Source organism: Stenotrophomonas sp. YJH_SMC_122, from assembly GCF_059369535.1.
Genome location: NZ_JCAFST010000010.1, coordinates 133388 through 149230 on the forward strand (window position 1 = coordinate 133388; position 15843 = coordinate 149230).

Below are 15843 nucleotides of genomic sequence, written 5' to 3' on the forward strand. Positions count from 1 at the left end.
ACCGACGCATGTATTCGCTTGCCCGCCCCTTCCTGTTCTCGCTCGACGCCGAGCGCGCCCACGGCCTCGGCCTGTCCGCACTGGACCTGGCCTATCGCACCGGCACCACGCCGCTGCTGGCCGCACGCATCGCGCCGATGCCCAGCACGGTGTTCGGGCTGACCTTCCCCAATCCGGTCGGCCTGGCCGCCGGCCTGGACAAGAATGGCGAGCACATCGATGCACTGTTCGCGCTCGGCTTCGGCTTCGTCGAAATCGGCACCATCACCCCGCGCCCGCAGGCCGGCAATCCGCAACCGCGCCTGTTCCGGCTGCCGGAACACAACGCGATCATCAACCGCATGGGCTTCAACAACGCGGGCGTGGACACGCTGGTGCGCAACGTCGAGCGCGCGCGCAACCGCCGCGGCCTGCTCGGCATCAACATCGGCAAGAACAAGGACACCCCCAACGAACAGGCCGTGGACGATTACATCGCCTGCCTGGACAAGGTGTACCCGCTGGCCGATTACATCACCGTCAACATCTCCTCGCCCAACACCGCCGGCCTGCGTGAGCTGCAGGAAGAGACCGCGCTGCGCCAGCTGGTCAGCCAGCTGCGCGACCGCCAGGAAGACCTTGCTGCCCGCCACGGCCGACGCGTGCCGATGCTGGTGAAGGTGGCGCCGGACCTCAGCGAACGCGATATCGACGCCGCCGCCCGCGTGCTGGGCGAACTGCAGGTGGACGGCGTGATCGCCACCAACACCACCATCGACCACAGCAAGGTGGCCGGCGATCCGCTGGCCAATGAGGCTGGCGGCCTGTCCGGTGCACCGGTGCTGGAGCAGTCCACGCTCGTGCTGCGCCGCCTGCGCGCGCGCCTGCCCGAATCGGTGCCGCTGGTCGGCGTCGGCGGCATCCTGTCCGGCGCCGATGCGGTCGCCAAGATGGCGGCCGGTGCCGCACTGGTGCAGTGTTACAGCGGCCTGATCTTCCGTGGACCGGCGCTGGTTTCCGAATGCGTCGAGGCGATCCGTCGCCGCCGCGAAGCGCCGAGCCGCGGCGCGGTGGCCCCGCTGTGAGCGCGCCCATGGATACCATCGACGGCAACGCCCCGCTGCGCTGGACGCTCACCCGCAATGCGCCGCTGCAGGCGCTGAATACCTTCCACGTGCAGGCCAGCGCCGCGCAGCTGCTGGAACTGCACGATGCCGCGCTGCTGCCGGAGGTGCTGGCATTGCCCGAGGTGGCCAGCGACCCACTGCTGGTGCTGGGCAGCGGCAGCAACGTTCTGATCGCCGAGGACCTGCAGGGCACCGTACTGGTGTTCGGCAACCGTGACATCAGTTTCCTTGAACACCGCGCCGACCATGCCGTGATCCGTGCCGGCGCCGGCGTGCCGTGGCATGGCCTGGTGATGTGGTCGCTGCAGGAAGGCCTGTCCGGGCTGGAGAACCTGGCGCTGATTCCCGGCACCGCCGGTGCCGCGCCGATCCAGAACATCGGCGCCTATGGCGCGCAGGTCGGCGAGTTCATCCAGGCCGTCGAGGCCTGGGACTGCCAGCAACAGGCCTGGGTACGGCTGGACAACGAACAGTGTGGCTTCGCCTACCGCGACAGCGTGTTCAAGCAGCAACCCGATCGCTACCTGATCACCGCCATCGAACTGAAGCTGCCACTGCTGCACGATCTGCGCATGGACTACGCCGGCATCCGCGAGGAACTGCAGGCACAGGGCGTGGAGCTGCCGAGCGCAGTGGACGTGGCCAATGCCGTGATCGCGATCCGCCGCCGCAAGCTGCCCGACCCGGACGTGCTGGGCAATGCCGGCAGCTTCTTCAAGAACCCGGTGCTGCCGCTGGAACAGGTCGACGTGCTGCTGCAGCACTTCCCCGAGCTGCCGGTGTTCCCGGCCGAGCAGGACGGCAAGCGCAAGGTCTCGGCGGCCTGGATGATCGAGTCCTGCGGCTGGAAGGGCTTCCGCGAAGGTGATGCCGGTGTGGCGCCAAGCCACGCGTTGGTGCTGGTCAACCACGGCAATGCCAGCGGTGCTGAGCTGCTGGCGCTGGCGCGCCGCATCTCGGCCTCGGTGCTGGAGAAGTTCGGCGTGCCGATCGAACCGGAGCCCCGCCTGCTCGGCGCACAGTGGTGAACACTCCCGCCCTCTCCCCCGGCGCCACTCCGATGCGGGCGGCGCTGTTGATGCTCGGCAGTACGATGGCGTTCGGCCTGATGGCGGTAGCGATCCGCTATGCCACGCGCTACGTGCCGACCCAGGAAGTGGCGTTCTTCCGCAATGCCTTCGGCCTGCTGGCGTTGCTACCGATGCTGCTGCGGCCGGGCCGTGCGCCGCTGAAGACGCAGCAGCTGCCGCGCTATTTCGTGCGTAGTGCGATTGGCCTGGGCTCGATGCTGTGCGCGTTCTGGGCACTGGGCCACCTGCCGTTGGCGCAGGCGGTGTCGCTGTCGTACTCCACGCCGCTGTTCGTCACGATTGCCGCCGTGCTGTGGCTGGGTGAAACCGTGCGCGTGCGCCGCTGGGCCGCGGTCGTGGTCGGCTTCATCGGTGTGCTGGTGATCGTGCGACCCGGTACCGCCGGCTTCACCGCGGGCAGCCTGGTCGCCGTGGCCGCCGCGGTGCTCAGTTCGCTGGTGGCGATCCAGATCAAGCAGCTCACCCGCGTCGACAGCGCCGATACCGTGGTGCTCTACACCTACGTGTTCTGGGTGCCGCTGTCGCTGCTTCCGGCGCTGTTCGTCTGGGTCTGGCCGAGCGGCGTGGCCTGGCTGTGGCTGCTGGCCACCGGCGTGCTCGGCACCATCGGCCAGCTGTTGTGGACGCGGGCGCTGCGCCTGGGTGAAGTCTCGGCGCTGACCCCGATCAGCTTCCTGCAGCTGCCGCTGGTAACGCTGTTCGGCTGGCTGCTGTTCAACGAAAGCGTGGACCGCTGGACGATCATCGGCGCCGGCATCATCCTCGCCGCCAACGCCTACATTGCCCACCGCGAGGCCGTACTGTCGCGCCGCGCCGCCAGCGCAGCCGCCTCTGCAGCGGCCAAGCCCGCAGAGTAGATCCACACCCCGCGCAGACACCGCGCGCCCCTGTAGATTTGGGCCATGCCCGACCCGCCGCGCAGCGTGAGGGTTCATCGTAGGAAATGCCATCCACGCATGGCGTGGGATCTACAGCGCGCGATACACCCGCTCGGCCGCGTCGAATACATTGCCCGGTGCGAACTGCTCGCTCAGATAGTGCAGCGACTGCCGGCGCAGCTGCGGCGAACGATCCTCTCCATCGCTGCCCAGCAGGACCTGCTGGAACTCGATCAGGTCCTGCAGGATGCGCCAGTGACGGTACCAGGCAATCCAGCGAGGGTCGCCGCGGTCGCTGCCATAGCCCTCCTCGAATCCCAACGGATTCTCGCGGCCCCAGCGCCCGCCGACAGCGCCACCGATGAACATCAGGTCGCGCTCGCGCGGTGCCAGCGACAAGCCATCCCAGTCGATCAGGTGCAGGCCGCCGTCATTGCCCATCAGCAGATTGCCGGCATGAAGGTCGGTGTGGCACAGGTGCAGCCGCACCGGCACATCCTGCAACGCCGCGTGCAGCTGCAGTGCCTGCGCGTGCAGCGCCGCGATGCGCGCATGCTGCTGGTCCCAGACCGAGACGAAGGCACGGCCCAGCCCATCCTTGGCAGCCGCCAGGCCTTCGCCGGCCAGCCACTGCCCGACGGTCTCCAGCGCCGCGGTTTCCGTCCGGATGCTCGGCAGCGCTTCCTGCAGCGCCGGTGGCGGGCACGCCTCGTGCAGGCGCCGCAGCACCTCGCCCAACCGTTGCCACTGCGTGCGACTCAATGCCGCCTCGAAACCGGACTGGCCTTCCACATACGGGAACAGGGTGAACTGCAGGCCCCAGCGCTGCACCGATGCCCCGCCGGTCAGCGCCGGCCAGGGCGCAACGATTTCCTCGATACCCAGCGTGCCGCGCAGCCAATGCAGGGTGTCCCAGACGGCAGGGGCCACCTGGTAGCTGCGGCATTTCAACCACCACTGCCCGCGCCGTGCATCGATGCGATACACGCTGGCGTTGGCATCGGCGCCAACCGGGCGTGGCACCACGGCGGTCGCGGTGATGCCATAGGACTGCTGGAGGACTTCGCTGAGATGCTGCGCCGAAGCGAATGACATGGATGCAAGCGGAAAGTGTTATCTGCGACAACTATCGCAGATGTGCCCGCCACGACACAGACATGTCCGTCACAACATCGTGCCTGCGCGACCGACGTGCTAGCCGGCGACGCGCCGCATCACCGCTTCCAATGGCCCCCGCGTGAACCGCCACGACCACAGCCACGCTGCGCCCGTGGCCAGCATCAGGAACAACAGCGCCCACAGCAGCACGGTCGGTAGCGACGCGCTGCCATCGAGCAGGCCCAACCATTCCAGCGTACCCATGCCCAGCAGGATGTGGCCGACGTACAGGGTCAGGGTCATTCGCCCTGCTGCAGTCAGCGGTTCCAGCCAATCCCCCGGATGCCGGCGGCTGATCCAGAGGCACGCGGCAATCGCGCTGCAGGCTGCGCCCGCACCGGTCAACACGTAGGCCGGTCCCGGCGGCATCGGCTGCGTTGACAGCCACAGCTGCCAGGGCCTTCCCTGCGCAAGCTGCTGCACGGCCTGGCCTGCGCCGATCAGCAGCAGGCCCGCCAGCAGCAACGCACGCTGCACCCGCGCTTGTGACAACGGCAGGCGCGCCAGCAGCATGCCCAGCAGGAAGAAGCACATCCAGGGCAGCAAGGGATGGAAGCCGTTGAACAACAGGTTGCGCGCGGCGCCCGGCCATTGCCAGAGACCGGCATACTCCAGCGTCTGCCAGTTCCAGCCTTGGCTGTAGTTCCAGTGCAGCAGTGCCCAGAACGACCCGGCCGCGAGGCCGGCGATGCTGGCCAGCAGCACCCGTGGCGACGCACGCAGCCACAGCACCGCCAGCGCGAAATACACCGCGTAGTAGTGCAGGATGTCGGCCGGGAACAGGGTCAGGTTGAGCAGGCCCAGCACCAGCAGGAACAGCGCGCGCCGCCAGGTCTGCGCGCTGGCCGGCATCCAGCCAAGGCGCTGCGTGGCCAGTACCAGGCCAAGTCCGGCCAGGGCGACGAAGGTCGCAGAGGCCTTGCCTTCCAGAAAGTGGAAGACGACTGCCAACCATCCGGCGCCCTCTGCTGGCACGGCCATTGCCAGGCGGAAATTGACCAGCACCATGCCAGCCAGCGCCAGATACCGCGCCAGATCAAGGCCGTGTAATCGCCGGTCAACCGCGCTCATGCGCGTGCACCGAGCAGCAGCGCGAGCAGGCCAGGGTCCAGCGGAGCCTCATCGGTGCCACCGGCTTCGCCCAGCCCTCGACGCAGGGCATCGCTTTCGGTGGCATCCAGCAACACCTGCGCCTGCAGCGCCGGGGCCAGCACGGGACGCCGACGTTCACGCTTTGCCACCTGCTGCAGGGCTTCGGCCAGCACAGCCTGCAGTTGCCTGCGATTGGCCGCAAATGCCTCGGCCACGGCCCGATTGCGTGCGCTCTCGGCCAGCACTTCGACGGCGAGCGTCGCCCATTCCGGCTGGCTGCACAGCGCGTGGAAATCCTGCAGGAACGCCAGCACCTGCGTGCGATCACCGTCGGCCACGGCCAGTCGCTGCAGCAACGGCGCCAATTCTTCGCTCTCGGCCACTGCCACTGCAAGGATGATCGCCTCCTTGCCGGGGAAGTGGTTGTAGAGATTGCCCAGGCTGACGTCGGCCGCCTGCGCGATGTCACGCATGCTGGTCTGGTGGAATCCCTTGGCGAGGAAGCACTGCAGGGCGGCCTGCAGGATCTGCGCGTTGCGTTGCGCGTTGCGGTCGGCTCGGTTCATGACGCCAATAGTGAACGAACGTTCGTCCAACTGGAAGCTGGCAACCCGGCCACCAGCGAGCTCCGTTCAGCCGGCCCTTGACCTCAACTGCGGTTGAGGCCCGATGCTGCGCGGCCCGTTCCAAGCCCAACCTGGAGTGACTTCATGCCACGGATGATCACCGCCCTGCTCGACAGCCGCGTGCTGTGGTTCCTGGCCCGACTGCTGCTGGCCGTGGTGTTCCTGTCATCGGGTCTGGCCAAGCTGCTGGCGTGGGACAACAGCGTGGCCGAAATGCAGGCGGCCGGGCTGCAACCGCCTGTGCTGTTCAACCTCGCCAGTGCCGGGGTGCTGCTGGGCGGCTCGATGTGCCTGCTGCTCGACCGCCTGCTCTGGCTGGGGAGCGGCGCGCTGGCGGTGTTCATGCTGCTGACCATCGTCATCGTGCATACCTTCTGGACCAAGCACGGCGCGGAACAGCAGCTGGCGATGTTCTTCGCACTGGAGCACCTGAGCGTGGTCGGTGGCCTGATCTGCGCGGCCATCGCCAGCCGCGCGCGGGCTCAGAAGAACTCGTCGAGCAGCCGGTAGAACGCCAACCGGCACTCGTCGGCCACAGCGCCGTAGCGCTGGAACAACGGTGTGACCCAACGCGTATCACCGAAGTTGTGGACCAGGCTGCGCGCGGCCAGCGCCAGGTCCTGGTAGCGGTCGGCCACGCCCAGTCGCCCACAGTCGATGAACCCGCTGAAACGCCCCTCGGCCACCATCAGATTCGGAAGGCAGGCATCGCCATGGCTGACCACCAGATCTTCATGATCGGGCCGTGTGCTGCACAGTTGGGCGAAGACCTGCTGCGGACTCTGGCCCAGGCGTTCGTCATCGAAGTCATCGGCGTCCACCAACCCGGCCTCGACCCGCGCCTGCGCGGCCGGCAGGCGCGAGGCCAGCCGCTGATCGAACGGACAGGCTGCCACCGGCAACGCATGCAGCCCGCGCAGCGCGTCGGCCAGTATCTCCACCCGTTGCTGCGGTGCGAGTTCCGGCGACGAGGCCAGATCGCGGCCAGGCAGCGCGCTCATCAGCAACCAGCGCCGGCCCGCTTCTTCAGCCGTGGCAATCACCGTTGGCGCCGGCTGCCCCTGTGCCTGCAACCAGCGCAGGCGCGCGATCTCATCGCCCAGCTCACTGAAGGCGTCGATCAGTTCCGACTTGACGAAGGCATCGGGGCGGCCCGGCCGCAGCACGCGGGCAACGTCGGCCCGCGAAACACCCATCGACTGCCGCTCGATGCGCGCATCGGCCAACGCTTTCTGCCACGCCAACGGCAGCGGCATGCCATCAGGGGTGGCGTTGTGCTCGTCCATGCCAGGAGATTCCTGTTGCCGGTGACCCTGCGCATTCTCGCTCATCCTGGAGCACGTCGACCCGCGTGCGGCAGGCAGCCTGAGCGAGCTGACCGGACGGTCGGAGGCCATTACCTCCCAGCGCCTGCGTCAGCGACGGCAGTGGCCGCCCGGGAGTGGCGTTCGGCGCCTCGACGTTCGCCCTCAACGCATCGCCGATGCGCTGCGCGAGGGCTTCGGCGATCGCCGGCTGGCGGTGACCAGCCTGCAGTTGGGCTACCTCAACACCGACGACGCCTTGTCGGTGCCGGTGGCCGAGGCCGCAGCGCGCGGCGACGGTGGGCAGGTGCCGGTCCACGATGTCGTGGCCATGGCAAGCGCCCTGTTGCAGCAGTCATCCTCCGGCTTCGTGCGCGAACGGGTGCTGCCCGCCACCGCCGACCCGCGCTACTCCGCCGCAGGGCACCCTCGGTGGCCGCGCGCGCGGCCGTGGTTTACCCTGCTCGTCACTGGCCGTCGGTCACAGGCGGGAACCTGCTATGGATGCGCTTTCACGGGTCTCGGCCCAGGTCCTGGACAGCGCCCTGCCCAGCCTGCCGCTGTACCTGCTGCAGGCCACGGCAGTGATCGGCATGATCGGCGTACTGCTGATCGCCACCCGCCGCGGCGGGCACGCCATTGAAGGTCGTCGCCTGTATGTCGGCGTAGCGCTGGGCCTGATCTACCTGTTCAATTCCTGGTTCGTGGCCCGTTATTCCCAGGGTGTCGTCAAACTGCACCTGGGCTTCGACATCCTGCTGGTCAGTGGCCTGCTGGGCGGCTGGCGCGGCGGCCTGGCCTGCCTGGCTGCCGCCCTGCTGGCCCGCTACCAGTTCGTCGGTATCCCGTTCTTCCTGCCTGCCAGCCTTGAGGCCGTGTTGCAGACGGTGGCGGGCGTCTGGCTGCGCAGGCACCTGTACCCGCGCATGCTCAACGAGCTCTCGCCGCGCATGATCCTGCAGGCATGGTCCGTGCGTATCGGAGTAACCGCTCTGGGTTTGGCGCTGGGTGTGGCGATCATTGGCGCCGATCAACTGCCGGTGGCCGAGCTGGCGATCCAGCGCGTGCTGGCACTGCCGGTCTCACTGCTCGTGCTCGGCGCCGTGTTCGCGCTGGTCTACAACGATGCCCAGATCGATGCGCAACGCCAGCGCGAACAGGCCTGGCTGCGCATCGATCCGATCAGCGGGCTGCCCAACATGCGTGCGCTCGGTGAACGCCTGCAGCAGTACTGGCGGGACAACGACGGCACCGGCAGGGCCTGCCTGATCGTGGCCGAGATGGGCAACCTGCGCGATCTGCGCCTGCGCTACGGGCCGTTGCAGGACAACGGCCTGTGGCAGCGCGACAGCACCGAAGAAGTGCATCGGCTGCTGCCCTCGCTGTCGGCCGCGCAGCTGGAGATCTACCAGTTCGGTGATGCCGCGCTGGCGATCCTGGTGCGGGGCCTGACCTTGTCGACACTGCGCACGCAACCGCAGATCACCGAGCTGGCCAGCAACCTGGCCGATCGGGTCGGCCGCGATTGGCCGGGCTTCCGGCCGCTGTTCCGCTGTGCAGTGGTTGAATTGAAGCCCCCTGCTGATGCCGACGAAGGACATCTTCCGTTCCGCGCCATCACCGTGGCACTGAGCGCGATCGAGTCGGGCGTGGTGTTTTTCGATGACCCGATCCAGCGCGACAGCGAGATCGACGCCCTGATCGAGGTGGCCCTTGAGCACTGGCTGCAGCAGGGCAATGCGCCGCTGTGCTACCAGCCCAAGCATCGCCTGCAGGACCGCCAACTGGTCGGCGCTGAAGCACTGCTGCGCATGCGCGACGGCGAAGGCCGGTCGATTGCCCCGATGCGGGTGATCTCGCTGCTGCGCCGGCAGGGGCGGCTGGCAGACCTGGAATGGGCCACGCTGCGGTCGGCGGTGCACTTCCTGCAGCACTGCCGGCGGGACGGCGCGGCGCTGACCATTGCAGTCAATGTTTCAGCAGAATCGCTGCGCCTGCCCGACTTCGGCCTGCGCCTGCAGGAGCTGCTGCAGCTGCATGACATCCCCGGTGCGATGCTGCGCCTGGAGATCGTCGAATGGACCGAAATCGTCGAGCGCGACGCGGTCGATGCCAACATCGCACAGCTGCTGGCAGCCGGGGTCACCCTGTCGCTGGATGATTTCGGCGCCGGCTATTCAACCCTGATCCTGCTTTCGCAGCTGGCCATCGCCGAGGTCAAGATCGAGCAGGCACTGATCGCCACGCTGTCCGACGCCAAGTCACAGTCGATCGTTCGCTTCATCGTCGAAGTCGCGCACCGCTGCGGCGCGATCGTGGTGGCCGAGGGTACCGAGACCCTGGCCCAGGAACAGAAGCTGCGCGCACTCGGGGTGGATGTCGGCCAGGGCTACCTGTACTCGGCGGCGCTGCCGGCCGACGAGTTCCGTCGCTTCGCAGCCAGCTAGACCGCGTAGAACCCCAGGAACATCGCCACCGCCGATTCGGCCACGCGCGCACGTTCCTGCGCGGTCAACGGTGGTTGCCCCATCGTGACCTGCGGCCAGAACGCGAAGCTCTTCACCAGCCCATGCAACTGGTGGCCGGCAAAGTCCGGATCCACCTCGCGCAGGCGGCCATCGGCAATTGCTGCGCGGATCCAGGCACTCTCGCCACTTTCCTTCTCGCCCATGCGGCAGACGATGGCCTGCGCACGCTCCGGTGAATGGATGATCTCGGCCATCGCGACCCGCGCCAGATCGATGAAATTCCCATCGCTGAGCAGGTCCAGCTTCTGGCCCAGCAACTGCAGCAACTGCGTCTGCAGCGGCTGGTCAGCGCGGTATGGCAGTGCGTCGCTGGCCACGCTGCGCTCCCACAGCTCCTCCAGGATCATCGAGAACAGCGCTTCCTTGCTCGGGAAGTGGTTGTAGACGGTGCGCTTGGAGACCCCCGCCACCTCGGCGATGCGGTCCATGCTGGTCGCCTCGTAGCCCGATGCACGGAACTCCTCCACCGCCGCGCGCACGATGGCGTCGCGTTTGCGGTCGGTCAGGCGTTGCGGGGCACGGGACATGGCGGGAACCGGATAACTGAACGGATGCCTCCATTTTACACTCGGCGGTGTACTTTTGAAAAACACGAAACTACACTGTGCAGTGTACTCAGCGGACGTCACCCATGAAGCGCCTGCTCCTTGTCCTCCTGCTCGGAATCCTCGCCGTGACCGCCTACACCTTCTGCAAATCCTGGTCCCTCCCCGACTTCCCCGATTCGCCGCAGTACCGTGATGGCAAGTTCCACAATGCCCTGCCCCGTCCGGCGATGGGCCTGCGGGCCGGCGCGGAGATCTGGTGGACGTTTCTGTTCAACAAGCCCAAGGGGACCGTGCCCGCGCACCCGATTCCGGTGAAGCCGCTGGACCGCGCCACGCTGGACGCCGCACCGGACCGCAGCCTGTTCCGGCTGGGGCACTCCACGATCCTGCTGAAGCTGCGTGGCCAGTACTGGCTGACCGATCCGGTGTTCTCCGAGCGGGCCTCGCCGGTGCAGTGGATGGGGCCGGCACGCTTCCATGCACCGCCGATCAGCATCGACGCGCTGCCGCCGATCGCCGGTGTGATCCTCTCGCACAACCACTATGACCACCTGGACCATGCCGCGGTCATGCAGCTGGCCGGCAAGACCGCGCGCTTCATTGCACCGCTTGGCGTCGGCGACCAGCTGATCGCGTGGGGAGTGGATGCGCGCAAGGTCGAACAGCTGGACTGGTGGCAATCCACCGAGGCCAATGGCCTGCGCCTGACAGCCACCCCGGGCCAGCATTTTTCCGGCCGCGGCCTGGGCGACAGCGACCGCAGCCTGTGGGCCTCGTGGGTGATCCAGGACGGTGACTTCCGCATCTTCTTCAGCGGCGACACCGGCTACTTCGACGGCTTCAAGGCCATCGGCGAGAAATACGGTCCGTTCAACCTGACCATGATCGAGACCGGCGCCTATGATCCCCGCTGGGCATTCGTGCACATGCAGCCGGAACAGACGCTGCAGGCGCACCTGGACCTGCGCGGCAAGTGGCTGCTGCCGATCCACAACGGCACCTTCGATCTGGCCCTGCACGCATGGCAGCAGCCGTTCGAGCGCATCACCGCATTGGCGGCCGCAAAAAATGTACCGGTGGCCACGCCGATGATGGGCGAAGCGCTGGACATGCAGGCGCCGCAGGCGGGTACGCGCTGGTGGGAGACGGTGGAGCTGTAACAGGCGGGCGCTGACCTCCCGGGAACCATGTAGAGCCGAGCCCTGCTCGGCTGCGTCGACCACAGAAACGGTCTGCGCCGCTGCAGTGCGTCATGTAACCGATTACATCCCTTGCTAGCGTAGCGCTCGCCCGATTCCGGCCGAACCTGCGAGGCAGTCCTTAATGACGTTGCGCGCCGAACGCTCCAAGGTCTCCACCCTGCTTTTCCCGTTGCGCCCTGCCGCCGCCCTGCTGCTCGTCGCCCTGGCGTCCTCCGCACAGGCCCAGACGCTCCCGCCGCGCAGCCAATGGCAGGCCAGCAGTTCCTCGCAGCAGGTACCGGCGATGGCGATCAGCCACCTGATCGACGGCGACCCGAAGACCGTCACCGGCGGTGCATTCAGTCCGGGCCACTGGTTCCAGATCGATCTGGGCGCGCCGGCGATGCTGGCGGGCGCACGGCTCACCTGGGATGTCTCCAACCCAGAGGGCTATTCACTGCAGACCTCGCTGGACGGCAGGCAGTGGCAGACCGCGTACACCATGGCCGATTCGCTGGGCGATGTGGAAACGCTGTACTTCGCGCCGCGGCAGGCGCGCTACCTGCGGCTGGCCAGCCCGCAGCGCACGTCCGACTGGGGCGTGTCGATCTTCGAGATGGAGCCTCTGGACAGCACGCTCAGCGCACGCCTCAGCGGTATCGATGCAGCGCAGGCGGCGGCGCTCTGGCAGGGCGGCGGCACCGTCGCGATTCCGGCCGGAAAAGGTGGATCCCATACGCTCGAGATCCTGCTGCCTCGCGCCCAGTCCACGGCCGGTCTGGCGGTCGACTGGGCCGATGGCGAGCGCGGCGCCGCCCGCTTGCAGGTGCAGGACGCACAGGGCCGCTGGCAGGACCTCGCACACGATGCACAGGCGGCCAATCATCGGCAGAGTTGGCTGGCTGCTGACACGGCACAACCTCTACGTGCTTTCCGCCTGAGCGTGGACGGCGCTGCGCCGCAGATCGCACGCCTGCGCGTGCTCGGTCCGAAAGCCGTGATGACGCCGATGAAGCGGTATCAGATCGTTGCCAGCGGCGCCCATCGCGCGTTGTTCCCGGCCTCGCTGCAGATGCAGCAGACCTACTGGACGGCCGTGGGTGTGCATGCAGGACGACAGAAATCGATCTTCGACGAGTACGGCAACCTGGAAGCCTTCAAGGGCGCACCGCTGGTGCAGCCCGTCTGGCGCAGTGCTGATGGCCTGCCCGCCGGCGCCGCCGGGCAGGCCATGCAGCATGCCCTGCGCGACGGCTGGAAGCCGATGCCCTCCGCCACCTGGTCACCGCAACCCGGCCTGCAGCTGCGCAGTGAAGCATTCGCCATCGAGCGCGGTGGCCAGCCGGTGACCTTCCTGCGGCATCGCCTGCAGAACACGGGAAGCGCGAAGATCGAGGGCACGCTCAGCCTCGTGGTGCGCCCGATGCAGATGAATCCGCCGTGGCAGAACGGCGGGTTGTCCCCGATCCGCGAGGTGACCATCGATGGGCAGGCCCTGCGTATCAATGGCCGCACGCTGCTGCAGTCGCTCACGCCGGTGGCTGCGTCGGGCGCGGCGCCATTCGGCAAGGATGGCACAACGGAGATCACCGCGACCCTCGCTGCCGGCCAGCTGCCTTCCACGCAACAGGCGCGCGACGACCACGGGCTTGCCTCGGCTGCATTGAACTACCGCGTCTCGTTGGCGCCGGGAACCAGTGATGCCATCGTGGTCGCGTTCCCGTTGGGAACCGCCGCCGCCGATGCCAATGGCGTGCTGCCCGAAGCGCCTGCGCTGGATCTGACCACGCTGCCCCGCGATGCCAATGCGGCGTTTGATTCACTGGCCACGCAGGCGTCTGCGGACTGGCAGGCACGGCTGGGTCAGGTCGGCCTGCGCCTGCCCGATCCGTCGCTGGTGGACATGCTGCGCGCGCAGGCCGCCTATATGCTGATCAACCAGACCGGCCCGGCCATGCAGCCGGGGCCGCGCAACTACAACCGCTCCTTCATCCGCGACGGCATGGCCACCTCGGCGGTGCTGCTGCGCATGGGTGAAGCGCGTGTCGCGCGCGATTACCTGGCCTGGTACAGCGAACACGGCGTGCATGCCAACGGCCTGGTCTCGCCGATCCTCAACGACGATGGCAGCGTCAACACCGGCTTCGGCTCGGACATCGAGTACGACAGCCAGGGCCAGTACGTCGCTCTGGTGGCCGACGTTGCACGCCTGGATGGTGGGCCAGAAACAGTGCGCGCCTACCTGCCCAAGGTAAAAGCCGCGCTGCGCTTCCTGCAGGAACTGCGCGAACGCACGCTGGTGCCCGGTTACAAGGCTGACCAGCCTTCGCCGGAACGGTTCGCGGGCATCCTTGCGCCGTCGATCAGCCATGAGGGCTATCCATCACCCACCCACAGCTATTGGGATGACTATTGGGGCCTGAAGGGCTGGCACGACGGCGCCTGGCTGGCTGAATCGCTGGGCGACCACCAGACCGCAGCCTGGGCGCGCGAACAATACACGCTGCTCTACGACGCACTGCATGCCTCGATCCGGGCGACGATGGCGTGGAAGGGCATCGACTTCATTCCGTCGTCGGCCGATCTTGGCGATGGTGACCCCACCGGCGTCTCGATTGCATTGGACCCGACCGGCGCGCAGAGCGTACTGCCGGCCGAGGCACTGCGGACCACCTTTGCGCGTTATCTGGAGGACGTGCGCAAGCGCAGCCAGCCCGGTGCGCTGTACGCCTACACCCCGTACGAGATCCGCAACGTGCTGAGTTACGTACACCTGGGCCAGCCGCAGGTCGCCGATGAGCTGCTGCAGGGGCTGCTGCATGACCGGCGCCCGCTTCAGTGGCAGGTGCTGGCCGAGGTCGTGCACTCGCGCCTGCGCTTCCCGCGCTACCTGGGCGACATGCCGCACACCTGGATCGGCGCCGAATACGGCCGCACGCTGTTCGGCATGCTGATGCGCGAAGACGATGATGCGCTCTCGCTGCTGCCGGGCACGCCCCCCTCGTGGGTGGCCGGCGATGGATTGGCGGTGGAACGCCTGCCAACCGCGTATGGCACGTTGCAGATGCAGGCGCGGCAGCAGGACGGCACGCTATCGATCACGCTGGGCAAGGGCCTGCGCAGTGGGACGGCGGTGAAGGTCTGGTGGCCGGCGCGCACGATGCCGAAGACGGTGCGTGTGGATGGGCGCGACGTTACCGCGTTCGATGCGGAGGGCGTGCGGTTGTCGAAGCCGTTCAAGACGCTGGAAGCGCGTTGGTAGAGCAGCCGAGCATGGCGCGGCTTTACAGAAGGCAGACTCCGCCTGTAGATCCATGCCATGCGTGGATGCTCCTGTAGCATCAGAGCGTCGGCAGCCCCGGCGGATTGGTCTGCGACTGCGGCACCGCCTCCTCGGCCACGTTCCAGCGCTTCAGCGCCTGCGCGTAGGTGCCGCTGCCGATCTGGGTGTTCAACGCCTGCGTCACCGCATCGGCCAGGCCGCTGCCCTTGCGCGTGGTCACCGAGATCGCCGCAGCGTTCGGCCAGCCACCGGGGAACAGGCCGACGCGCCGCACCTTGCCATCGCGTGCCGAGTAGGCGCCGGTGGCATTGGGCTCGAACGAGACATCGGCGCGGCCAGTGATCACCGCCAAGCGGCCGACCACGGCGTCATCGAAGTACTGGTACTCCACCGGTTTCAGGCCGGCCGCAATGTTCTGCCGGTCCCACTGCCGCAGGATCTGATCCTGGTTGGTGCTGGCGCCCACCACCACCTTCAGCCCGGCCACATCAGCGGGTTTTTCGATCTTCTGGATGGGCCCATCGCTGCGCGTGTAGATGCCCAGAAGATCGTAGCGGTAGCTGGAGAAGTCAAACTTCTTCTTGCGCTCTTCGGTCACCGTCACGTTCGACAGCACCGCATCGTACTTGCCCGATTCCAGCCCCAGCGGCCAGTCCGCCCACGCGACCGGCACGATCACCAGCTTCAGGCCCAACGCATCGGCGATCAGCCGCGCGATGTCCGGCTCGATGCCGACCACGTCCTTGCTGTCGGTGCCGTAGTCGGCAAGCGGCAGCTGCCCCGGATGGGTGGCTACGGTAAACGCACCAGGGGTGACGAACTGATAACCGGCGGGGATCAACGCCTGCGCCTTCGGGTCGAACGTGCCCTTCAGGACGGCCGTGTTCGCGCCGGCCAGGCTGGTCGCGGCCACGGTGCCTGCATCCGGTGCCTGGCGCACGCGCGAGTAGACGATACCGGCAATGCCGATGACCAGCACACCCACGATCAACAGGGTGCTGCGCGAGGGACGACGCGATGCTGCACGACTCATGGTGCTCCTTCCGGG

13 protein-coding genes and 1 pseudogene are annotated in these 15843 nt (G+C 67.5%); 8 read left to right on the forward strand and 6 right to left on the reverse strand.

Annotated elements, in window-relative coordinates; all coding sequences use genetic code 11:
* Nucleotides 1-8: 8 nt before the first annotated feature.
* Genes AC5P66_RS14470 through AC5P66_RS14480 form a run of 3 tightly spaced genes read left to right on the forward strand, consistent with a single transcriptional unit; the run spans nt 9 to nt 3054 of the window.
* Entirely contained in the window at nt 9-1064 is a 1056-nt protein-coding gene (locus AC5P66_RS14470) for a quinone-dependent dihydroorotate dehydrogenase (RefSeq protein ID WP_049440130.1), read from the forward strand.
* An 8-nt stretch (nt 1065-1072) separates the two neighbouring features.
* On the forward strand, nt 1073-2134 hold the full coding sequence (gene murB / locus AC5P66_RS14475; protein ID WP_495216448.1) for a UDP-N-acetylmuramate dehydrogenase: 1062 nt from the start codon (nt 1073-1075) through the stop codon (nt 2132-2134).
* A gap of 32 nt (nt 2135-2166) precedes the next feature.
* On the forward strand, nt 2167-3054 hold the full coding sequence (locus AC5P66_RS14480; RefSeq protein WP_014646917.1) for a DMT family transporter: 888 nt from the start codon (nt 2167-2169) through the stop codon (nt 3052-3054).
* A 111-nt stretch (nt 3055-3165) separates the two neighbouring features.
* On the opposite strand, the gene AC5P66_RS14485 is transcribed toward AC5P66_RS14480, so the two are convergent.
* The 3 genes from AC5P66_RS14485 to AC5P66_RS14495 form a co-directional block, all read right to left on the reverse strand.
* Nucleotides 3166-4170 carry a phosphotransferase gene (locus tag AC5P66_RS14485; RefSeq protein WP_495216449.1) on the reverse strand — a complete coding sequence of 335 codons (1005 nt, stop codon included), beginning with the start codon at nt 4168-4170 and terminating at the stop codon, nt 3166-3168.
* Between the two features lie 99 nt (nt 4171-4269).
* Nucleotides 4270-5304 carry a heparan-alpha-glucosaminide N-acetyltransferase domain-containing protein gene (locus AC5P66_RS14490; RefSeq protein ID WP_495216450.1) on the reverse strand — a complete coding sequence of 345 codons (1035 nt, stop codon included), beginning with the start codon at nt 5302-5304 and terminating at the stop codon, nt 4270-4272.
* Entirely contained in the window at nt 5301-5891 is a 591-nt protein-coding gene (locus tag AC5P66_RS14495) for a TetR/AcrR family transcriptional regulator (protein ID WP_099495193.1), read from the reverse strand. The genes AC5P66_RS14490 and AC5P66_RS14495 overlap by 4 nt, the downstream gene beginning before the upstream one ends.
* Before the next feature lie 144 nt (nt 5892-6035).
* Here AC5P66_RS14495 and AC5P66_RS14500 point away from each other — a divergent pair, with 144 nt between their 5' ends.
* Nucleotides 6036-6461 carry a DoxX family protein gene (locus AC5P66_RS14500; protein ID WP_049413833.1) on the forward strand — a complete coding sequence of 142 codons (426 nt, stop codon included), beginning with the start codon at nt 6036-6038 and terminating at the stop codon, nt 6459-6461.
* On the opposite strand, the gene AC5P66_RS14505 is transcribed toward AC5P66_RS14500, so the two are convergent.
* Complete coding sequence (locus tag AC5P66_RS14505) at nt 6434-7237, reverse strand: APH(3')-II family aminoglycoside O-phosphotransferase (protein ID WP_099495155.1); 804 nt, start codon at nt 7235-7237, stop codon at nt 6434-6436. The genes AC5P66_RS14500 and AC5P66_RS14505 overlap by 28 nt on opposite strands.
* A gap of 140 nt (nt 7238-7377) precedes the next feature.
* Here AC5P66_RS14505 and AC5P66_RS14510 point away from each other — a divergent pair.
* Nucleotides 7378-7667, forward strand: a pseudogene (locus tag AC5P66_RS14510) (SDR family oxidoreductase); the annotation flags it as partial.
* An 88-nt stretch (nt 7668-7755) separates the two neighbouring features.
* Nucleotides 7756-9702: an EAL domain-containing protein gene (locus tag AC5P66_RS14515; protein WP_099495154.1), complete on the forward strand. Its 1947-nt coding sequence runs from the start codon at nt 7756-7758 to the stop codon at nt 9700-9702.
* Here AC5P66_RS14515 and AC5P66_RS14520 read toward each other — a convergent pair.
* Nucleotides 9699-10310: a TetR/AcrR family transcriptional regulator gene (locus AC5P66_RS14520; protein ID WP_049413835.1), complete on the reverse strand. Its 612-nt coding sequence runs from the start codon at nt 10308-10310 to the stop codon at nt 9699-9701. The genes AC5P66_RS14515 and AC5P66_RS14520 overlap by 4 nt on opposite strands.
* Nucleotides 10311-10414: 104 nt before the next feature.
* Here AC5P66_RS14520 and AC5P66_RS14525 point away from each other — a divergent pair, with 104 nt between their 5' ends.
* Nucleotides 10415-11491 carry an MBL fold metallo-hydrolase gene (locus AC5P66_RS14525; RefSeq protein ID WP_099495153.1) on the forward strand — a complete coding sequence of 359 codons (1077 nt, stop codon included), beginning with the start codon at nt 10415-10417 and terminating at the stop codon, nt 11489-11491.
* A gap of 163 nt (nt 11492-11654) precedes the next feature.
* The gene (locus AC5P66_RS14530) at nt 11655-14774 is read left to right on the forward strand and encodes a discoidin domain-containing protein (RefSeq protein WP_099495152.1); all 3120 of its coding nucleotides are present in this window, start codon (nt 11655-11657) and stop codon (nt 14772-14774) included.
* A 79-nt stretch (nt 14775-14853) separates the two neighbouring features.
* On the opposite strand, the gene AC5P66_RS14535 is transcribed toward AC5P66_RS14530, so the two are convergent.
* Nucleotides 14854-15828 carry an ABC transporter substrate-binding protein gene (locus AC5P66_RS14535; protein WP_099495151.1) on the reverse strand — a complete coding sequence of 325 codons (975 nt, stop codon included), beginning with the start codon at nt 15826-15828 and terminating at the stop codon, nt 14854-14856.
* Nucleotides 15829-15843 lie beyond the last annotated feature (15 nt).